The organism is Pseudoalteromonas sp. Of7M-16 (genome assembly GCF_022347805.1).
Classification (GTDB): domain Bacteria; phylum Pseudomonadota; class Gammaproteobacteria; order Enterobacterales; family Alteromonadaceae; genus Pseudoalteromonas; species Pseudoalteromonas luteoviolacea_F.
The window spans coordinates 55591-74625 of the sequence record NZ_JAKRFY010000010.1 but is presented as its reverse complement, the minus strand read 5'-3'; the positions used below and the strand labels follow the sequence as shown (position 1 = coordinate 74625).

The following is a 19035-nucleotide window of genomic DNA, read 5'->3' as shown; positions in this document are numbered from 1 at the left end:
TATTAGTGGGGTAGACAGTGATGTTCACATCACTGTCTACTTGATTATTTCAACACAATAGATTGGCAGTTACTGCTAATGCATAGCGCTTGAACAGGTAATACTGGCTCACAAATTTCGCTGGCAATCTTATCTTTATTTTGTAATTGCTCTGCCATAGTGACCATTTTAGCGGCGTGCTCTACCTCTTCTTCATTCACATTGCGTGATGAATAAACTAAATACCGGCTTGGTCCACCACAGGTAAGCCGTTCACCTACCGCAATCACTTTACATTGAAAACTGGCGTCACATCCTTTATCTGCGATGATCTCTTCCAATGAGCCATTTGACTTCGCTTGAGCAGATTGAGGCTCTGAATAGGTGGCTTCACAGCCGGCTAAAAATATCAGTGACAGACCAAATAGTGTGCCGAGGTTCCACTTCATCGATAGTCCCTAGTTGGTGATTTGTTCGTACTATCTAGTTTAACACAAGTATTTTCAACACATTGGGTTGATGGCTGACGTAAGTGCTCACAAATGCTGATCATGCCATGTTTGGCATTGTACTGTGCTTCACTGTCGGTGAGTTTTTTCGCCAATTCATAGACCTTGCTCTGATCGGCCGTTTTACTTGAAAATAATAAGTAACTTGAAGGGCCGCCACATGCTCTGCTGCCAACTGGAATGGCTATGCACTGGCTGTTGCTGTCACAGCTTTTGTCCTTAGTAATAAAATTGAGGTAAGCGTGTTGGTTTTTGATCCCTGCTTCTGACACTTCGTCTTCATCGTAGTGTGCAATTGGCTCCATGGTGGTGATCATTTTTGCCGGTGCAGGCTTACTGGTGCCCTTATCATGGCGAGTCGCTGATTTGGTTTGCAGCTGAGCTGGCTTCATCGGCTTTTTGCTGGGCTTTTCCTGTTGTTGAGATACTTCAGGTTGAGCTTGTTGTTGTGATTGCGTTGGCTCAGAGCCAGCCTTTGTTGTGGAACATCCTGAAATAATTACTAGGCTAGCAAGTGTTAGCTTTAATGCGTTCATAATCTATCCTGTTTTTTTTTAACAGTGTGCCGTGCTTTGTAATGAGATACAAGAGCAAGCACGCTAGGGTTAAGCAACAAATTGAGTGAAAACTGACCCAATTTAGTGGGCCATGACTCGCCTGTATAGATGCTGAATAGCGACAGGCGAGTGAACATTGCTAACCCTATATAAGACTAGAGCGCTTTTAAATTATAAGCCACCCTCAGTGAGCTTTTGCGGGTCAAGCAAGGTTTTAAGCTGTGCTTCGCTTAAGTCAGTGTGCTCTGCCGCTACCTCTATGATTGGGCGACCTTCTTTATAAGCAAGTTTGGCAATTGCGGCCGCTTTTTCATAGCCGATCACCGGATTAAGAGCCGTTACCAAAATCGGGTTGCGTGACAGCGCACGCTGAATGTTTTCTTCATTGACCTTGAATGTAGCGATTGCTTTATCTGCGATAAGGCGAGAAATGTTCGCTAGTAGCTCAATGCTTTGCAAGATGTTGTATGCAATCACAGGTAACATGACATTGAGTTCAAAATTACCAGACTGTCCGCCAACGGTGATGGTCGCATCGTTGCCAATCACTTGCGCACTCACCATGGCGGCAGCTTCTGGGATCACTGGATTGACTTTACCTGGCATGATTGAAGAGCCTGGCTGAAGCGCTTGTAGTTCGATTTCCGCTAAACCAGCTAACGGGCCTGAGTTCATCCAACGCAAGTCATTAGCGATTTTCATATTGGCGACAGCCAAGGTTTTTAGTTGACCAGACAACGCAACGATGGCGTCTTGGGAACCAATGTTGTAGAAAAAGTTAGGGCTTGGATTGAAGCGAATACCAACGTTGCTACTCAGGTAGGTATTGAATGACGATGCAAACTGTTTATCTGCGTTAACGCCAGTTCCGACTGCTGTGCCACCTTGACCTAACTGATAAACTTTTTCCAAAGAAGTTAAGATGCCTTCGTAGGCTGAGTCAATTTGCTGTTGCCAGCTGCTCAGGGTTTGCGCAAATGTAACAGGCATTGCGTCCATAAGATGCGTGCGGCCCGTTTTCACGTGGTGACCAATTTCTTTGCTCTTTCTTTCAATTGTCTGTGACAAGTGCTTCAGTGCTGGCAGTAACTCATAGACTGCCGACGTTGCACTGCTCACATGAATCGCAGTTGGGATCACATCATTTGAGCTTTGGCCCATGTTTACATCATCGTTGGGGTGGATCTGCAAGCCACTCTGTTGGCTAGCTAAGGTTGCGATAACCTCATTGGCGTTCATGTTAGAGCTGGTGCCAGAGCCCGTTTGGAATACATCGACTGGAAACTGATCTAGGTGGTCACCATCAATGATTTGTTGGCATGCGTTAGCGATGGCTTTGGCTTTATTTTGATCAAGGTGGCCGAGCTCCGCATTGGCTTCTGCCGCAGCTTGTTTAATGTAAGCAAGTGCGCGAACAAAGCTGGTTGGCATGGTTAAGTCACTGACTGGAAAGTTGTTGACTGCGCGTTGAGTTTGCGCTTGATACAGTGCTGTTTCAGGTACTTCTAAAGTGCCCATGCTATCAGATGCGGTACGATAAGTTGTCATGCTGACTCCTAGTTAAAAGGATTAAATTCGTGACTTATGATCCTAGCTTCTCGCTCTAAACGATAAAAAGAAGTCATCGAGCGGTGTTGTGTTTTATAGAAACGCTTTAATGCTAGAAGAGGTTTATGAAGCTGCTCGAAACACTGCTGGCGATAGCTTTGATGGACTAACGGATCAGCAATGTGGTTTAGCAGTTCAAAAAAGACACGTCGTAAATAGAGTTCTTGTAATAACACGCACGGTTTTTTCTCATACCACTTAGCCAGCTTAAATCCATCGTCGATAAATTTGGCCACGTGCACAGGGGCATCTAAATAAGGGCGTTGACATTGTGTATCTAAGCGGGGTTGAAACTGACACAGAACTTGAGGTGTAACCATGACGTATTATATTTTAGTGTAACGATAATTATTATCATTACACTAAAATAGGAGATTAGCAACCCTTATGCGGATTGTAGGTCGAGTGGGAGTGTTAGTTATATCCCAAGATAAATTGTTCAGTTGTTTGCTCTTTTTCCTGCTCTTTACTGCTCAGCAAATCTGCGACTTCTTGTTGGTAAGTTTGTTTTGACTCAGTGGTATCGGGCTCTGGGATATGACCTAAGCTCTGATTGGGCATATGCGTCACTTTTGAATATTTCATATTTATATCTCCATACAGGGTATTTGAACGGGTACACTAGGTACTTATAGTCAATACCAATGTTTTTTGCATACCATATACCAGAGTTTTTTTATCCATATTAATCAGTGAAGTAAATAGACATAACGACATAGTCGTTGCAAAATGCAAAGCACAATGCGCTATTTCGGCGCAGATCCGATCTAAATAGGTGCAATATGACAAAACCTTTTTCTCAGGCATGTGAAAATAATAAAGATCCAATTCTAGCGTTGTTGGCCCCATTTATTGGCAATATTAGTGCTGTATTGGAAGTCGGGTCTGGCACAGGCCAACACGCGGTGCACTTTGCCCAAGCATTGCCTGAAGTTGTATGGCAAACATCTGATTTAGCATGTAATCATGCCGGTATTACGCAGTGGTGTGAGGAGGCGCAATTGGACAATCTGCGGCGACCTATAACGCTTGACTTAACGCAGCATTGGCCTGTTGAGCAAGTACCTGCGATCTATACTGCGAATACCTTACATATTGTCTCACCTCAATTGGTGGTGCGCTTTTTCGAAGGAGTCAGGCGTCATCTCGCACCGCACGGCAAGGTTATTATCTATGGTCCATTCAATTATCAAGGGCAGTATACATCTGCGAGCAATGCAGAGTTTGACGCATTTTTAAAATCCCGAGACCCCAACAGTGGGATCCGGGATATCGAGTGGATAATCGATTTAGCACAGGCTGCTGGGCTGGAACTAGACGCTGATCATGCGATGCCAGCCAATAACCGCTTATTGTGTTTTATAGGGCAATAACGCTTTGCACTGAAGCGCATAGTGTGCAATTTGCGAGCGCTCTGTATTGATAAAGTTGTCGATTGCTTGATTAAACAAGGGGTGGCAAATAGTGTGATATGAGTGGGTTAACACAGGTTCAAAGCCCCTCAGCAGCTTGTGTTCACCCTGAGCGCCAGCGTCGAAACGTGCGAGTTGTTGGCTGATAGCGTAGTCTATTCCCTGGTAGTAGCACAATTCAAAGTGTAAGTGCTCACTATGCTCAAGTGCACCCCAATATCTGCCATACAAAGTATCTTCATCTTGTAAATATAAACTGGCAGCAACAAAACTTTGAATGTCTGTTTGAGTATCCTTGCGATATGCACAACACAGTTTTATCTGATCAGGTATCGCAGTAAATAAGAGATCAAAAAATGCCCGCGTTAAATAGCCATTGTGTCCAGAACGTTTGCGATATGTATGGCAGTAACATTGATAAAACAGGTCGATAATCTCTTTGTTGATGCTCGACTTATCTAGCCAGACAATCGTGAGTTGAGATTGTGTTATCTTGTCGCGCTCTTTTTTAATCATCTTGCGTTTTCGCGCTTTCATGGTCGCCAAAAACGCATCGAAGTCGACATACTGTTGGTTGTGCCAGTGAAATTGCACCCCGTGTCGTTCAAGTAACCGGGTATTAGACCAAGCTTCCGCTGTTGAAGGGAAGTTAACATGCCATCCGGACCAGTCATGTTGTTCCGTCGCTTCATTCAAAGCCGATAGAATATATTGATACAGAGACTCAGTTGGTGTTTTACATAATAACCTAGTACCCACGACCGGTGTAAAAGGGACGCCACAGAGCCATTTGGGGTAGTAATCAAGTTGATGGCGCTCATAAGCTTCGGCCCACGCCCAATCAAACACATACTCACCATAGGAGTGACTTTTTATATAGCCGGGCAAAATAGCAAAGGGTTGGCAGCTGCCTTGCTGGTAGATCACAAGATGGTATGGTTGCCAACCGATCTGCTCGGAGACACTGCCGCTGCTTTCTAGTGCTCCAAGCCAAGCATAACTGGTAAACAAGCTACGACCCGCGAGTCGTTGCCAGTCGTTTTGGTCAACTTCACTAATCTCAGTAATAAATTGATGGCTAAATTGTTCAGTTGACATGGGTGTTTAAGAACTCGATAAGTTGAACCGTCATACCCTTGTAGTCAGGGTTAAATGTAACACGTGCAAAAGGTTGATAGGCTGCTTTATTGGCTTCGTGGTGTTCGCCATAGGTGATGATGTCAGCCGATTTACACGCTCGATAGGCTTGTGCGTCTTCAAAGTAGCTACCACAATGGCGGTAGGCACCATGCAAGCCGTAGTAGGGGTGCTCTTTTGGAATAAGCAAACCGATATGCGACATATCAACGACCCCATCTAATTTGCTGATTTGTGTTGTTTTGATGGTATCAGGCACAGCCACAGGCTGTTCGGCATATAGCCTCAACGCCATCGGTGCACTATGTCGTTTTGCCCAGCGAGTTAACAAGCGCATGGTTGCTTGACTGTCGATTGTCGCATCTACTTGGCTCATTATGGTTAAGATGGGTAGATCTGTCGGGACTGGTGTTTGCATCATATCAACCATTACTTCATGAACAAGTGCGGCAGCAGCCAGAGGAAATGATTCATACTTAGCAAAATCAAGATCTGCATCTTTATCAAGCCAATCCATAAAGGGCAGCCAATCAACCCACTGAGCCAGTCCACTGTTTTTGTTATGGGACGCGGTCGCCGGAGCGATCAAGACCAGTGCTTTGAGGTTTTCAGGCGTATATTTGGCGATATCCAGCGTAGCTAAAGCCGCACCAGTAGAAAAGCCCATGACCGCAAACTGGTTAAAGTCTTTGCTTGTACGTTCGATGGCATAGCGAACGTGTTGTTGCCAATCTTGGTATTGAACACGGCGTAAATCATCGGCAGCAGTACCGTGACCTGGCAACAGTAAGGTTCTGACATTAAAGCCCTGTCGATACAAATCTTGTGCGATTGAACTAAAAATATAAGGGGAGTCGGTTAAGCCATGGATCAGTAAGATGGCTTTGTCTTGATTGGTATGCAAGAGCTGGTAAGGGACGATGTGATCAATTACTCGGTGTTTTTCCGCCGTATTTTGTGCAACAACTGGCAGTGGACAAGGCAGACTTGCTCGCTTATTACGCGTTGCGAGCAAGGTGTTTGTAGCCTGAATATATTCGCTATACTGCATCTTAGCATTCAGTTTAAGCACCGGCGAACCAATTTGATTCGCGTAGCGATATTCTCCGGACGCCATGCCAGTTAGGTATTGTTGATGGTTTTTAGGCAGTGTAGTGCAATCCTGCGCGGCGGCGCCGATTGCACACAGTGCTGAGATTATGCCGATGAATTTTTTGAGCATGTTTTTGCGTAATGGGCCAGACATGCCCCTAGCTTATCGCGATCAAGCGGTTTTGCAAGGTGACTATTAAAGCCAATAGCCAGCGCATACGCTTTATCTTCAGGCATGACATCGGCAGTCAACGCGACAATAGGGAGCGCTTGCTGATCGAAGTGCTGTCGTAGTGTGGTCGTTGCTTGATAGCCGTCTAGCACCGGCATTTGGCAGTCCATCAAAATTAAATCAAACGCCTGTTGTTGTGCAAGTGTTACAGCTTGTTGACCATTCTCAACCAGGTGGTACGAGACGCCAAAAGAATCTAGCATTGATTTAATCACGATCTGATTCACTGGGTTATCTTCGGCGACCAGTATAGACAGTGTCGCGATGTTTGCTTCATCGAAATCGGGTAATTGAGCGCTATGGGCTTCACCAAAAGGGCAGCGTAGTGAGAAGTGGAATTGGCTGCCCACGTCTGGCTGACTTTCAACCGATAAGTTGCCATCCATCATGTCACTTAATTCTTTGCAAATTGCCAGCCCTAAACCAGTGCCACCAAAGCGCCGCGATGTAGAATCATCTGCTTGAACAAATGGCGCAAAGATATGGGCTAGATGTGTGGCGTCAATACCTATACCTGAATCAGAAATAATAAATTGTACGCGATAATCGGATTCACTTTCTGTTATCTCGCAGTGCAGACTTACTTGACCAGAATCAGTAAACTTAATGGCGTTGCTGCACAGGTTTATCAGAATTTGCTCAATTCTAAGTTCGTCACCTTTGAGCCACACGGCATGCTCTACATTGCTGTGCAGTCGCCAGTGTAGGTTTTTCTCTGTTGCACTGGTAGCGAATAAACTGTCCATGCGCGTCAACAGCTGTTGGAGATCGAAATCACGTTGCTCTAGGTGCAGCTTGTTCGACTCAATCTTGGTGATATCGAGAATGTCATTGACCAAGCCGAGTAGAGTTTTGGCTGCCATATCAATGTTCGTGACATATTTTTTCAAGGTGTCTACAGCTTGTGTGGTATTGGCCAGTGACGCAAAGCCAATAACGGCATTGAGTGGTGTCCGGATTTCATGACTCATATTGGCGAGAAAGCGGCTTTTTGCCTGATTCGCTTTTTGTGCATCCTGCAATGCAATATTGAGCGACTCGGTCCGTGCCGCAACCAAATGGTTAAGGGCAATATTTTGATAGTTGTAAAGCAGCACAATAAAGGTGATTAACGCGCATATGCTGAGCTGTATCGTCAGCAGCCAAATGGTCTGCTGGTGGTTTAAGTTGCTGATATAGCTATCTTTAATAGCCAAGGTTAAGCGCCAGGTTTGGCCTGCAAAATGAATTTGCGTGTTGTAATGCGTATTGGCGTCGTAGGGTTTTTGCGCAATATCATAATTGCTGAAAAAAGGCGTTTCGCTGTTGCCATCATAAAAAGCGAGGTCGTAATTATTTCCCAGTGTCGTTTTTAAGACTGAGGTTAGCAAAACATCTGTTTGTACAACGCCAATAGCATAGCCGATAATATCCGCGTTGATAGTTTGCGATGTCGTTGCATTTTGATGAAATACCGGAGAAAAGAGTACATAGGCAGGTTTTGCTGGATGAGTTTGTACCAATTTGACCACGTTTGTTGCTCTGGGCTGCAAAATGATTTCTGGATCTTCCAATGCTGCTTTGCGGTTGGCTCTGGAGTATATATTAAAGCCTAGTGAGGCAAAGTTTTCAGCTTGAGGCGAGACATATTTCACGATCACCATGGGGTCCCTTGGATTCAAAGGTAAGCCGTGTAACTTCACTTCGTTGCGATAAAGAACATTGAGCTCGGATTGTAAATCGTTCGCGTGGGATTGCGCGATGCGTTGTCCCCAAGAAACCGCAAATAAAAATGGATAACGAGCCCTTTGTTGCTCAGCGATTTGCATAAATTTGGCTTGGTCGAATTTGGGTAAAGACTGCAACTTAGCTGCAACCCCTTGCACGGCCAACATGCTCAGATTTACATGGCGCAAAACGACATTTTCAATGATATTCACTTCGCGTTGTGCTTCTCTTTGTGCCGCTTGAAGATTGCCTTGATTGTAGAGATATGTGGTGGCGGTCACAGAGAGCAAGAGTATCGAACAAGTAGCCAAGATGATGCGTTTGTGTTGATAGTGACGCGGCTCAAACACAGTCAAATTGAGCAGCATCAGCAACAGAGGCGTAAATATTAAAATGCCTAAACTATCACCTAACCACCATGCAATAACGTTTTGCCAATGCTGCGAAAACGCATACAGCGGGTTGAAGAGGCTAAGTGCTAACATACCGATATTAGCGGATGCGACATTGGCGATGATACCCACTAGCAAGACATAGTACGCGATGTTTTTTCTTGAGCGCATCAATAGCGGATCACCCAACCAGAAGCGCATTAAGTAGCCCCCTATCAAGCCCTGCACTACAGCGCCAGTGGCGACCATTGAGACTTGCAAAATATCACTGTAATTATGGATATGGGGTTTGAATCCGAAGTAGGTACTCCAGTTAAACAAAATTGATGCGATGAAAATCGCCGGTGCGAAACGCCAGCCCCATAAGTAGCTGCCGACTAAAGCTATGCCTGCAGGCAACCAAATCGGGAGCACCTGATCTTGAAATGCGATCAGGGTAAATAGTTTTCCAAATCCAAAATAGCCTAACGCCAAGCCGATATAGGCGAGGAGATGGTGAATTGGCGAGCGGAATTGAATTTGCATAGATTACATGCCTATTGGACTCATAAAGGAACTCCGCGTTTATTAAAGGTCTGCTTTAGCACTATGGTTGATTCGACAGCTGCAATAAAATCTAACGACGCAAGGCTATGTTTAACAAAATGCTCATAACTTGGTAAGTCTTCAGCGATAATTTCTAGCAAGTAATCGTGACTGCCTGACACCACAGAGCAACTCCTGACTTGTCGCAATGCGTCGACATGATTTTCGAAGCTTTCTGCGGCTTGAACCGAGTTTTTGGTCAAGCGAATAAATGCATATACTAAAACAGAGTAACCAACAGCCGGAGGTGAAATATCGGCATGATACCCCAAAATAACACCGTCTTGCTGAAGTTTTTTAACTCGCCGCAAACAGGGGGTATCGGACAAGCTCGCTTGCTCGGCAAGTGCAGCATTACTCAGTCGTGCATTTTGCTGTAAAGCACTGAGTAATATTCTATCTTTGTTATCAATATCAGCCATATTAGTTAATTCTGCTACTTTTTATGATTAAAAATCAGTATTCCGCTATTTGAGTGTAACGATTAATAAATAATTGGCAAATATCTCTGTCGATGTTTTGTTAGCCTGACAATGATGCAATTTTCAGGATTTTTACAATGACACAGCGAACACAAGAATTTGACCTCTGGATAAGAAATGAGTTTGTCATGCTCAACGATAAATTAGAGGCAATCTATCGTGAACAGGCTGATCCGGCCAACGTAGAAGGGGTCGGTGACGAAATAAAACAGCAATTATTGTTGCAGGGGCAGCACTTTATTGAGGCGCTACTCGCTGAGGGTAATACCGATGAGGGGTTCGATAATGCGTTTGACTTACTCGGCAATGTTGGCTTGTATATGGCAGCATGTCGCCGTCATGAGTTGACTGAGCCAAGTAGAGAGCGACATTCCCCATTAAAGGCTGCTTCTGCACTAGCAATGCATATTGGTTCATCAATAGGTGTAACACCTAGATTTGCAACAGCGCATTTAACAACACACAATACTGCAATTAATGGGACGTATAAGCGTTTTACCAGCGATCCGGCTGAAAAGCTGTTTATAGATTACAACACACGTGGGATTTTAGCCTACAAGCGGGCCGCAGAAGCGCTATTAAAAGTTCAGCCTCTGGGTATTTCACACCCAATGGCGCCAGTGTTGTTAGAGGAAGTTAAACGCGCACTGGTCGATGTTATCAATTCGAACCAAGCACTGTTTAAGCAATTGGATACCGAGTCTTTCTTTTATGTCGTCAGGCCTTATTACAAACCGTACCGGGTTGGCAAAGAAGTTTATCGTGGTGCCAATGCCGGTGATTTTGCCGGTATAAATGTGATTGATATGATGCTGGGTTTATGTCAGGCGAATGATGTCGATTATGCTCAGATCCTCGTTGAAAAGCTGTTGTACATGATGCCGGAAGATCAGGCTACTTTGAAAGAGTGTATGCGATTACCCAACTTATTGGATGCTTTTTTAGCGGCACAGGCACAGTGCAAGGAGCCTTGGTATCAAGCGGCGTTAAAAGTATTTTTACAAGCGTGCAAGTTACATGGTGATACGGCAATTCAGCATCATAATCAATTAGTTGAAAAATATATTTGTGGTCCAGCAAAAGCGCTGGCTAACCAGCATTTAGACAAAGTTACTGCCAGTGGCCCACCATTGCAGGTATTGTTGGCTCAGCTTGAAACGCTACGAGACAAGCGGGCTGGTGCAAAGCGAACAGATCTTGATACCCGCTATGATGATTTACAAACCCTGCGCAAAACCTTAGTGTCGAGTGAGGTGACAGATGCAAGCTGATAACTTTTTTATGCCGCAGGGAACCTACTTGTTGAGTCATTCGGTCGGGCGCATGCTAAAGAGTGCACCTGAACACTTTCACAATCAGTTTATACAGCCGTGGCAGCAGCAGAATCGTGAGCCCTGGGCACAGTGGCTAGATGGCATTATGCAGTTTAACCAAGCACTGGCCAAATTGCTCAATGGTCACGCCGACAATTTTTGTCCACAAACAAACTTGTCGAGTGGTTTGACCAAGTGGTTAATGAGTATGCCGTCGCTGCGCGGTCGTCGCATTCGAGTTTTGCTCAGTGAAGATGACTTTCCAAGTATGGGGTTTGTTTTACAGCAGGCACTTGAAGATGTTGAGTTGTGCTTTATTCCTGCTGGCGAAGATGTGAGTGCAATGTCGACTTGGCAGTCGCATTTAACGGCACATTTCGATTTGGTTTTTGTCAGTCATGTTTACTCTAATACGGGACATCAAGCACCTGTTGCTGAGATCGTATCACTGGCAAAACAGCACCAATGTAAGGTGATTGTCGATATTGCACAATCTGCGGGGATTTTGGCAGTAGACTTAGCCGCGTGGCAGGCAGACTGTGTGCTGGGCTCATGTGTGAAGTGGCTGTGTGGAGGACCTGGAGCTGGATTTATTTGGGTCTCACCGGCGTCATTGGCTGACTGCGCGCCAAAAGATGTCGGGTGGTTTTCACACCAAGATCCGTTTGAATTTGATATTCATCATTTTGCTGCTCACGACACCGCATTGCGCTTTTGGGGTGGAACGCCTTCGGTTGCACCTTATGTGATGGCAGCGCACAGCATTGATATGTTGCGTGAATATGGCATTGAAAACATTCGCCATCACAACTTAACTTTGCTTGAGCGTCTTTGGCAAGCACTCCCACCTGGGTGTATTTCATCGCCGCAATTTGAAAAGCGCTGTTCTGGCACCGCGATTGTTAATGTATCTGATGATATGGAAAGTTGTTTACATCAGTTGTCTCAGCAAGGTATCGCGGTGGATGCGCGTCGTTATGGGTTGCGCATATCACCGCACGTGTACAACGACAATACGGACATTGAACGTTTCATTGCAGTTATTAAGTCAGTTATTTAGGTGGTAAAGGTTGGTGAAGGCCAAGGGCTTTTTTGGTCTTCGCTTTGACTGAGCGCCAATGTGTGACAGGTACGTGGGGCGCAAGTTGATCTAAGCGATCAAAGTCAATATCAGTAAATGGGATCTCACCTTGGTGTGCCAAAATGATCGATGCCGGTTTCAGCTTACGGATCCTTTGTAGTGATCTGCGATAACGATTGGGGTAAAAAATTGGGTAGGGCGGTATAAACTGGCCTCTGACTTTAACAAAAAGATCGGCCACGTAAAGGCGCTGTGTAGTCACGTGATATATAGAAAGATCTCTGTCTGTGTGGCCTTGTGTGTATATAGCTTGCCATTCATTAAAGTCAGGTAGTCGCTCTTGATCTGCTAAATAGTAGTCTGCGGCTAATTTTCTCGCATACCAAAGATTCTTCCGTGCTTTCTTTTTTCTTCCGGCAACCCACAATGCCAGAATCATATCGGACCAATGCATTAAAATGCCATCGAGTCCGCTATACCAATGACCTGCTACTTTGGCTGTTGCTATTTTTGCGCCACTACGGGATCTGAGCAAGTGCGCCCCTCCGGCATGATCGGGGTGCATATGCGTCACAATAATGAGTTTGAGATCGGTGATCGGGCGCGACAACTCCTTGCAAATAAAATGACAGACAATATCAACATCTGCGCGTGTACATCCGTCGAGTAACAATAACTTGTCGGGGTACTCGACTAAGTAAATTTGTTGAATGTACCCTTCGATAAAATGAATTTGCATGGGTGATCATAAAGTTTAAAAAGACATGACTATATTCTTAACACATCTGACCAGTTTGTGAAGTGAAAAAGTATTCAATGCGAAATTAAGGGATGGGGGCTTAAAAGAAGTTGAATGTAAATTTCAGACATAAAAAAACCGTCCAATGGACGGTTTCTTTACAAGATAATGGCGGAGGGGGAGGGATTCGAACCCTCGATAGGGCTACAAACCCTATACTCCCTTAGCAGGGGAGCGCCTTCAGCCACTCGGCCACCTCTCCGGCGCAAAACTTTAAAAATGGCGGAGAGATAGGGATTTGAACCCTAGATACGCTATTAACGTATGCCGGTTTTCAAGACCGGTGCTTTCAACCACTCAGCCATCTCTCCATGGGCACAGATAATACTTATCGAATTGGGTGCTGTAAATAGTTTTTTAATCGTTTGCTGAAAAAATAGTCAAAAAAGCGAAGTTATTGAATTGTTTGCCTGAAATTTATACTTTTTGATAGGGTGTGTTTAAAATGTAGACGGGAAAAACAGTTGATGGCCGCACTGAATTGGCCATCAAGTGTACAAGAGTACAGATTTACTTATGCATTACCACAGCACTAAGGTTCAGTGATCGCCCGATTGTACTTAACCAAGCCATCCACTGAATTTGTGGTTTTTGTGCAATAGCGCGGATTGGTTCATGGGTGGTTTGCGTGTTGCTGCACGCAGCAGCTGAATTAAGCATATCGTACTCCAAATAATTGACTGTCGGTTAATTTACTTGGTTATTTTGCATTCGGGATGATTAAAATTAAAACGATAAAAATTGCCTGTGAAGCATTAGAAAAACTAATGAGTGGTTGTATTGTTGTGCTGTTTATATGAACTAATGAATATTTATTCAATGGTTTGTTGGTGCTTTTGTTGTGTTTTGTGATTTATAATTGAACGGTTGAATAGTTATTCAGATAAAAATATTTAGGGATTTATCTTTTGTTAGTGGTGTATAACCCGCAGGGTGGAAAAAAAATGCTGGCGCATAAGGAGTGGTTAGAAAAAAACGCTCTTGAGCGTCAAATCAAATTGCAATGGTATGCAACATGTGGCTGTTTTGAGCGCGATTTAGCACAGCTAAAGTGTTTAATAAAACAGCAAAATCAAGTGACAGTTTTAGGTGGTGATGGCACGTTAAACTTAGCCATCAACGCTTTATTATGTGTAAACGAAAGCGCTTTGGTTGATACAAACAAGAGTGTGGCTTTATTACCTTGCGGTACGGGCAATGATTTCGCTCGACAATTTGGCTATTCAATCAGGCAGTGGCGCGCTGCCGTTTTTGCTGATTCCACGTGCAATGTAGATGTAGGTCAAGTAGACCGACGCTATTTTATCAACATGGCGGGTGTCGGCTTTAGCGCTGAAGTGGTATCCGCGATGGCAGGAAAAAAGCGTTTTGGCGCGCTTAGTTATACATTTGCAGGGATAGCTAAGTTATTTTTTTACAAGGGTGTCACTGTTAATGTCGACGGTATTGAGCAGCGCGTCTTAATGAGTCTATTTGCCAATGGTCGTCATTTTGCTGCGGGATTAACACCGGCGCCATTGGCTGAGGTGGGCGATGGCCAGCTACAGATGGTTACTATTCCGAATATTGCTTGGCACAAACGTTTGCTGAGTTTTGCATTGATGTTATTTGGCTTACACACCAAATTATCGTGGGTAAAGGTGCAAAGTGGGAGCAATTTCAAGATAACTTCTTCAAACATTTGTGTTGAAGCCGATGGGGATTTAATCGCAACAACGCCCGCGTTGGTTAAGTGCAATGCGGCGTCGTTGCGATTGAAGGTGCCTAGTTTGGATGGGCCTGTTTAGTTTGCAACACAGAGCTGTACTTGTTGAGTAGCTTCTTGGGGGCAAGTACCAGTAAATTGCCTGCGCAAATAAGGCCAAAGCCAATAAAAGTATTGAGCTGCCAAGTAAAGCCTTCAAAAAGTGTGCTGAGCACTACTGCTACAATCGGGAATAATACGATGATATAGCTGGCGCGCTCTGGACCAATATTTTTTAGTAGAGAAAAGTAACATGCAAAGGCGATCACAGTGCCAAAAACAGAGAGGTAAAGCAGAGAGAGCCAGTAACTGGTATCGGCTTGTGCCACAAATGACAGTGGGCTGAAGGCAATATATGCCCCGAGCAACACACTGCTGTACAACATGCCCCAAGCGTTGCCCTCTAAAACACCAATGGCGCGATCTGAGTTGCGGATACTGACCATATTTCCCAAAGATGCGACAAAGGTTCCCGCCAGTGCCAATGCCAGACCAACCAAGGTATTAGAAGATAAATCAGCCGTCCCTAATTCGTGCCAAAACAAACTGACGATCCCAGCTACACCCAAAGCCGCGCCAATATAGCTTTTAAAGGCAATTGGCTTGGCAAAAAATAGGCGAGTATTGATCATGTTTAAGATCAGCATAAAGGAGAAAGCGATAGATGCCATCGCTGAAGATAAACTACCTTGTGCCCAGTAAAGTAGCAGGTAATTGAGTCCAAAGTTACCTATGGCCAAAAGTATGAAAAAACCGTGATCAATGAGCTTAAACTGCATGGGAAGCTGTCGCCAAACAACAAAGCCCCACATACAGAGTGCAGAAATAGCAAAGCGATAAAAGAGTGATACAACTTCGTTGACTTGACCGAGCTGGAACTCAATGGCCAGCCAAGTTGAGCCCCAAATAAGAACGGTAATGATATATAACAGCCAATTTCTCATCGTTGGTCCTTGTATAATTGGATTATTGCGACAAGGAGCAGTTTACTCGGATAATCTGTGTATAATAGATACAGAAAAAGTCATTTTTAACCTATACAGATTGATGTGGAGTCATCGCGTGCAAAGCAGTCAATTCCTTTATCAGCAGGTCATTGATGTGATCAATGACATGATCTCTCAGCAGGTGCTCAAACCAGGAGATAAACTTCCTTCGTTGCGAAAACTTGCGCAACAGCTGTCAGTTAGTATCCCGACAGTTAAACAAGCCTACTATCACCTTGAAGGGCAAGGGAGAATCTATTCGAAAGAAAAATCCGGCTACTTTTTATTTGATGGTGAGCAAAATACTTTACCAAGGCGCTGCAAGTTGCCCATCAACCCAACTCAGGTCAACAAGCAGTCTTTAATTGAACAGGTATATGAAGGGATACACGCGCCACACGAGGCGAAATTTGGCATTGCTAACCCAGTGACTGCGATGGGGGATGAAGCTATATTGGCAAAAATGATGCGCAGTGCCTTAAAACAAGCAGGTGAGCAACTGTTGCAGTATGGCGCTATGGATGGGCTGTTGAAGTTAAAGCAGCAGATAGTACAGCGTTATTTGCATATGGGGTTATCTGTAGTCGCCGATGATATTGTCATCACCAATGGTGCCCAAGAAGCACTGGCGATTGCGTTGCAGTGCGTGACGCAGCCCGGAGACGTCGTAGCGATTGAGTCTCCTGGCTATTTTGGCATCATAGAACTAATTGAAAACCTTGGACTACAAGCAATTGAAATTCCAGTTTGTCCTGATGATGGCTTATGGCTTGAAGACTTAGCACATGCGCTGACCAAACACGATGTAAAAGCATGTGTGTGCTCTACCAGTATTAACAATCCGATTGGCAGTTTCATGCCGGATAGTCGCCGTCAAAGTTTGCTACAAATGTTGGTAGAAAATAACGTCACGCTTATCGAGGATGATGTATATGGCGATTTGTATTTTACCAAATACCGTGGCAAACCTGCTCAGTATTATGCCCAACCTGGGCAAGTGATCACCTGTGACTCATTTTCTAAAACAGCGGCGCCGAGCTATCGAGTTGGGTGGATGTTGGCACCGGGACATGCTGCCAGAGCGCGTCGATATAAACGGGCGCTGAGCTGCTCTTCATCACTGATCAATCAATGGGTATTGGCAGAGTATTTGGCATCGGGCGCTTATGATCGCCATCTCAAAAAGTTGCGACTGCGGCTACAGGAAAACAAACAAAAAATGCTGGCCTGTATTCGCAGTGCCTTTCCAATTGAGACACGGATCAGTGATCCGCGAGGCGGTTGTGTAGTCTGGTTAGAGCTGGATGCAAGTATTGATGGTGGTACATTGTTCAATATGGCAATGGCTCAGGGGATCAGTTTGACGCCCGGACAGCTGTTTAGTGCGTCGGAGCGGTTTCAAAATTGTATACGACTGAGTTATGGACTGCCATGGCAGGACAAACATGAAGCGAGTTTAAAGCGATTGGGAGAGCTGGTACAAGTACTGAGTGACAAGAAGAGGGGACCTTAAACAGCGTCCACTCATTGGTTGGAATGTTTTCTTACTTAGTGGGATGTAGTGTGCATCAAAGCATACCCAGACAGCGTCGGCATTGATTGTGCTAGATGGGCCTCTTGCTGGGCTATCTGTGCAAACTGATCACATAGTGAGTCTGCACTTGCTTCAAGTTGTTCTGCTTGCGCATTGATCCGACGTTCAAAATTACTACCTAATTGTTCCATACGTTGCTCAAAGGCATTGATGTCACCATCCGCGTTTTTCATTTCTGAACCCAGTGAAATGAGCAGTGTGCCAATTGACTCAAACATGGCACTTTTCACTGCGCTTTCAACACGGGATTCAAATTGCTGCTCGAAATGCTCGCCAAATTCAGCCATGGTTTGCTCACCCATGACAAAAGTACCCTCTTGGTAAAAGGTATTTTGTACTTCCACATTTAGTTCATCGAGGATCTCTGATAGGTCATCAAAGCTGTTTAAATTGAATGTTGTGGCAACTTCATTTAGAGCAACTTCTGCCAGATCGACCGCTTGTGTCGCGACTTCGGCGACTTTTGGTAATTCAGCCCGCAATGTTTCTGCATAAAAAGAGAGAGCTTGGCGTTGCTGCGGTGTCACTGTGATTATTTGCCCATTAACAGACAAGGTACCATCTGCTGCGATCATCATATTTTGGTTATTAGCTTGTGTTATTGAGATCTCTTCAGGTGTGATTCTGACATCATTTTTGAACTCTAACTGGCAGTTATCACTGGAGATGGAAAAGTTGTGATCGCTATGCGCATAGACAGAGGAAGACGATAAAATTGCAAGTGTAATTAAAGTGGTTTTCATGGCTTGGCTCTTATTTTTTGTTGATGACACTTTGTGTATTCCAAGTATGATGCCAATTTTTAAAGTCCATATTTTTCAATTGCATACGGTTTTTATCGAGATAGGAGGTCAGGATAAAAATAACCTTTCAACTATAATTTGGCCATTTTACTCATAATTTGGTTTGATTTGTTTTGTTAATCGTCACGATAAAAATCATTCACTGTCCAAGCGGCTTATTTCGAGCTAAATACTTTATAAGTCGTAATGTGTGTGGGGAGGTCTTTATCGCCCACCCCACTTATGCATACAGCAGTAAACAGCTATATCCGTGTATTGAAAGTTGATCTCTAAAGGTTAAATAGGAGCTTATCATGGGTAAAACATATTCCTATGATCCATTGGATGACGAATATCAAGAAGAGTTTGGCACACTGAATGAAAAAGATGTTAATAAGCAGCGGCAAAAAGTCAGAAAAAAACTAGACGAGTACTTAGAGCAAAAGCGATTGCGACGACATTTAGGAGATGATGAATTTGACTTTTTTGATGAGTAGTCTCACAGCATGAAAGAGAGCGACGGTCATGCTCTCTTTAAATGTGCTGTATTTTGGCGATTAATCTTTAAATGATTTGTGACAATCTTTACAGCCCTGCGCCCACTTGCCAAATGCTTTGGCAATCACCTTTTTGTCTCCAGATTCTGAGGCTGTAGCGAGCGCTTGCGCATACTTGGCGAAGTCCGCAGCTTTTTTATCGAATGTTGCTCTGTCGCTCCATATTTCTGGTAAAGCGCTGGTGTCGCCTTTATCAGTACCCGTGATAAATGCTTCCCATGGCATATTAGAAAGTTGGGCTGCATTGTGGGCACGTTGTTTGAAACGTTCTGCATCAAACGGCACTTTACCTTTAAGCATGTCGCCCATATCACCAATCTGATAGCGAATTAATTGAAACGCTGCTTTGCGGTACTCAATGGCATCCTCTTTTTCTTTGAACAGTGTGCTGGCTTGACTTTGCATACTGAAACCCGCCAGCAAGGTTACTAGTGTCAATAACTTTTTCATAAGTTGCCCCTTAAATAAATAATTCTATCCCTTTTTA

At 44.3% G+C, this 19035-nt stretch carries 20 protein-coding genes and 2 tRNA genes; 6 read left to right on the top strand and 16 right to left on the bottom strand.

What is annotated here, in order from left to right; all coding sequences use genetic code 11:
• Positions 1-44: 44 nt before the first annotated feature.
• The 5 genes from MHN81_RS12375 to MHN81_RS12355 all read right to left on the bottom strand — a co-directional run bounded on the left by MHN81_RS12375 (position 45) and on the right by MHN81_RS12355 (position 3238).
• Positions 45-428 (bottom strand): hypothetical protein, encoded by a 384-nt coding sequence (locus MHN81_RS12375; RefSeq protein ID WP_239425833.1) that lies wholly within the window; start codon positions 426-428, stop codon positions 45-47.
• Positions 425-1024, bottom strand: a complete 600-nt coding sequence (locus MHN81_RS12370; RefSeq protein WP_239425832.1) for a hypothetical protein — start codon at positions 1022-1024, stop codon at positions 425-427. The genes MHN81_RS12375 and MHN81_RS12370 overlap by 4 nt, the downstream gene beginning before the upstream one ends.
• Before the next feature lie 192 nt (positions 1025-1216).
• Complete coding sequence (locus MHN81_RS12365; protein ID WP_023399011.1) at positions 1217-2593, bottom strand: class II fumarate hydratase; 1377 nt, start codon at positions 2591-2593, stop codon at positions 1217-1219.
• A gap of 8 nt (positions 2594-2601) precedes the next feature.
• On the bottom strand, positions 2602-2973 hold the full coding sequence (locus MHN81_RS12360; RefSeq protein WP_023399012.1) for a hypothetical protein: 372 nt from the start codon (positions 2971-2973) through the stop codon (positions 2602-2604).
• A gap of 94 nt (positions 2974-3067) precedes the next feature.
• A complete protein-coding gene (locus MHN81_RS12355; RefSeq protein ID WP_023399013.1) occupies positions 3068-3238 on the bottom strand; it encodes a hypothetical protein in 171 nt (56 codons plus the stop codon).
• A gap of 197 nt (positions 3239-3435) precedes the next feature.
• Here MHN81_RS12355 and MHN81_RS12350 point away from each other — a divergent pair, with 197 nt between their 5' ends.
• Entirely contained in the window at positions 3436-4026 is a 591-nt protein-coding gene (locus MHN81_RS12350; RefSeq protein WP_023399014.1) for a DUF938 domain-containing protein, read from the top strand.
• On the opposite strand, the gene MHN81_RS12345 is transcribed toward MHN81_RS12350, so the two are convergent.
• Genes MHN81_RS12345 through MHN81_RS12330 form a run of 4 tightly spaced genes read right to left on the bottom strand, consistent with a single transcriptional unit; the run spans position 4003 to position 9632 of the window.
• Positions 4003-5163, bottom strand: a complete 1161-nt coding sequence (locus tag MHN81_RS12345; RefSeq protein ID WP_239425831.1) for a GNAT family N-acetyltransferase — start codon at positions 5161-5163, stop codon at positions 4003-4005. The two genes, MHN81_RS12350 and MHN81_RS12345, sit on opposite strands and share 24 nt — an antisense overlap.
• Positions 5153-6448 carry an alpha/beta fold hydrolase gene (locus tag MHN81_RS12340; RefSeq protein ID WP_023399016.1) on the bottom strand — a complete coding sequence of 432 codons (1296 nt, stop codon included), beginning with the start codon at positions 6446-6448 and terminating at the stop codon, positions 5153-5155. The genes MHN81_RS12345 and MHN81_RS12340 overlap by 11 nt, the downstream gene beginning before the upstream one ends.
• Positions 6400-9150 carry an ATP-binding protein gene (locus tag MHN81_RS12335; protein ID WP_023399017.1) on the bottom strand — a complete coding sequence of 917 codons (2751 nt, stop codon included), beginning with the start codon at positions 9148-9150 and terminating at the stop codon, positions 6400-6402. The genes MHN81_RS12340 and MHN81_RS12335 overlap by 49 nt, the downstream gene beginning before the upstream one ends.
• 20 nt (positions 9151-9170) lie before the next feature.
• Positions 9171-9632 (bottom strand): Lrp/AsnC family transcriptional regulator, encoded by a 462-nt coding sequence (locus MHN81_RS12330; protein ID WP_023399018.1) that lies wholly within the window; start codon positions 9630-9632, stop codon positions 9171-9173.
• Positions 9633-9769: 137 nt separating this feature from the next.
• Between MHN81_RS12330 and MHN81_RS12325 the strand changes: the two genes are divergently transcribed.
• Both MHN81_RS12325 and MHN81_RS12320 read left to right on the top strand, forming a co-directional pair.
• Positions 9770-10963, top strand: coding sequence for a monodechloroaminopyrrolnitrin synthase PrnB family protein (locus MHN81_RS12325; protein WP_239425830.1), 1194 nt, complete (start codon positions 9770-9772; stop codon positions 10961-10963).
• Positions 10953-12065, top strand: a complete 1113-nt coding sequence (locus MHN81_RS12320; protein WP_239425829.1) for an aminotransferase class V-fold PLP-dependent enzyme — start codon at positions 10953-10955, stop codon at positions 12063-12065. The genes MHN81_RS12325 and MHN81_RS12320 overlap by 11 nt, the downstream gene beginning before the upstream one ends.
• Here MHN81_RS12320 and MHN81_RS12315 read toward each other — a convergent pair.
• The 4 genes from MHN81_RS12315 to MHN81_RS12300 form a co-directional block, all read right to left on the bottom strand.
• Positions 12058-12825 carry an MBL fold metallo-hydrolase gene (locus tag MHN81_RS12315; RefSeq protein ID WP_023399021.1) on the bottom strand — a complete coding sequence of 256 codons (768 nt, stop codon included), beginning with the start codon at positions 12823-12825 and terminating at the stop codon, positions 12058-12060. The genes MHN81_RS12320 and MHN81_RS12315 overlap by 8 nt on opposite strands.
• A gap of 169 nt (positions 12826-12994) precedes the next feature.
• Positions 12995-13087 (bottom strand) — tRNA-Ser (locus MHN81_RS12310).
• Between the two features lie 18 nt (positions 13088-13105).
• A tRNA-Ser gene (locus tag MHN81_RS12305) sits at positions 13106-13196 on the bottom strand.
• Positions 13197-13395: 199 nt separating this feature from the next.
• Positions 13396-13545, bottom strand: coding sequence for a hypothetical protein (locus MHN81_RS12300; RefSeq protein ID WP_023399022.1), 150 nt, complete (start codon positions 13543-13545; stop codon positions 13396-13398).
• 254 nt (positions 13546-13799) lie between these two features.
• Between MHN81_RS12300 and MHN81_RS12295 the strand changes: the two genes are divergently transcribed.
• Entirely contained in the window at positions 13800-14672 is an 873-nt protein-coding gene (locus MHN81_RS12295; RefSeq protein ID WP_343224731.1) for a diacylglycerol kinase family protein, read from the top strand.
• Here MHN81_RS12295 and MHN81_RS12290 read toward each other — a convergent pair.
• Positions 14650-15573, bottom strand: a complete 924-nt coding sequence (locus MHN81_RS12290) for a DMT family transporter (RefSeq protein WP_239425827.1) — start codon at positions 15571-15573, stop codon at positions 14650-14652. The genes MHN81_RS12295 and MHN81_RS12290 overlap by 23 nt on opposite strands.
• A 169-nt stretch (positions 15574-15742) precedes the next feature.
• Between MHN81_RS12290 and MHN81_RS12285 the strand changes: the two genes are divergently transcribed.
• The gene (locus MHN81_RS12285; RefSeq protein WP_231105477.1) at positions 15743-17128 is read left to right on the top strand and encodes a PLP-dependent aminotransferase family protein; all 1386 of its coding nucleotides are present in this window, start codon (positions 15743-15745) and stop codon (positions 17126-17128) included.
• A 35-nt stretch (positions 17129-17163) separates the two neighbouring features.
• On the opposite strand, the gene MHN81_RS12280 is transcribed toward MHN81_RS12285, so the two are convergent.
• Positions 17164-17952, bottom strand: coding sequence for a DUF2884 family protein (locus MHN81_RS12280; protein WP_023399026.1), 789 nt, complete (start codon positions 17950-17952; stop codon positions 17164-17166).
• A 353-nt stretch (positions 17953-18305) separates the two neighbouring features.
• Between MHN81_RS12280 and MHN81_RS12275 the strand changes: the two genes are divergently transcribed.
• The gene (locus MHN81_RS12275; protein ID WP_023399027.1) at positions 18306-18488 is read left to right on the top strand and encodes a hypothetical protein; all 183 of its coding nucleotides are present in this window, start codon (positions 18306-18308) and stop codon (positions 18486-18488) included.
• Between the two features lie 60 nt (positions 18489-18548).
• Here MHN81_RS12275 and MHN81_RS12270 read toward each other — a convergent pair whose 3' ends face one another.
• On the bottom strand, positions 18549-18998 hold the full coding sequence (locus tag MHN81_RS12270; RefSeq protein ID WP_023399028.1) for a cytochrome c: 450 nt from the start codon (positions 18996-18998) through the stop codon (positions 18549-18551).
• Positions 18999-19035: the final 37 nt, after the last annotated feature.

Excerpts from the sequence above, each read along its gene's own strand:
- MHN81_RS12270 (WP_023399028.1), bottom strand. The coding sequence starts at position 18,998 with ATGAAAAAGTTATTGACACTAGTAACCTTGCTGGCGGGTTTCAGTATG.
- MHN81_RS12340 (WP_023399016.1), bottom strand. The coding sequence starts at position 6,448 with ATGTCTGGCCCATTACGCAAAAACATGCTCAAAAAATTCATCGGCATA.
- MHN81_RS12315 (WP_023399021.1), bottom strand. The coding sequence starts at position 12,825 with ATGCAAATTCATTTTATCGAAGGGTACATTCAACAAATTTACTTAGTC.
- MHN81_RS12320 (WP_239425829.1), top strand. The coding sequence starts at position 10,953 with ATGCAAGCTGATAACTTTTTTATGCCGCAGGGAACCTACTTGTTGAGT.
- MHN81_RS12365 (WP_023399011.1), bottom strand. The coding sequence starts at position 2,593 with ATGACAACTTATCGTACCGCATCTGATAGCATGGGCACTTTAGAAGTA.
- MHN81_RS12360 (WP_023399012.1), bottom strand. The coding sequence starts at position 2,973 with ATGGTTACACCTCAAGTTCTGTGTCAGTTTCAACCCCGCTTAGATACA.
- MHN81_RS12330 (WP_023399018.1), bottom strand. The coding sequence starts at position 9,632 with ATGGCTGATATTGATAACAAAGATAGAATATTACTCAGTGCTTTACAG.
- MHN81_RS12370 (WP_239425832.1), bottom strand. The coding sequence starts at position 1,024 with ATGAACGCATTAAAGCTAACACTTGCTAGCCTAGTAATTATTTCAGGA.
- MHN81_RS12325 (WP_239425830.1), top strand. The coding sequence starts at position 9,770 with ATGACACAGCGAACACAAGAATTTGACCTCTGGATAAGAAATGAGTTT.
- MHN81_RS12285 (WP_231105477.1), top strand. The coding sequence starts at position 15,743 with ATGATCTCTCAGCAGGTGCTCAAACCAGGAGATAAACTTCCTTCGTTG.
- MHN81_RS12375 (WP_239425833.1), bottom strand. The coding sequence starts at position 428 with ATGAAGTGGAACCTCGGCACACTATTTGGTCTGTCACTGATATTTTTA.
- MHN81_RS12280 (WP_023399026.1), bottom strand. The coding sequence starts at position 17,952 with ATGAAAACCACTTTAATTACACTTGCAATTTTATCGTCTTCCTCTGTC.
- MHN81_RS12350 (WP_023399014.1), top strand. The coding sequence starts at position 3,436 with ATGACAAAACCTTTTTCTCAGGCATGTGAAAATAATAAAGATCCAATT.
- MHN81_RS12335 (WP_023399017.1), bottom strand. The coding sequence starts at position 9,150 with ATGCAAATTCAATTCCGCTCGCCAATTCACCATCTCCTCGCCTATATC.
- MHN81_RS12345 (WP_239425831.1), bottom strand. The coding sequence starts at position 5,163 with ATGTCAACTGAACAATTTAGCCATCAATTTATTACTGAGATTAGTGAA.
- MHN81_RS12355 (WP_023399013.1), bottom strand. The coding sequence starts at position 3,238 with ATGAAATATTCAAAAGTGACGCATATGCCCAATCAGAGCTTAGGTCAT.
- MHN81_RS12300 (WP_023399022.1), bottom strand. The coding sequence starts at position 13,545 with ATGCTTAATTCAGCTGCTGCGTGCAGCAACACGCAAACCACCCATGAA.
- MHN81_RS12275 (WP_023399027.1), top strand. The coding sequence starts at position 18,306 with ATGGGTAAAACATATTCCTATGATCCATTGGATGACGAATATCAAGAA.
- MHN81_RS12290 (WP_239425827.1), bottom strand. The coding sequence starts at position 15,573 with ATGAGAAATTGGCTGTTATATATCATTACCGTTCTTATTTGGGGCTCA.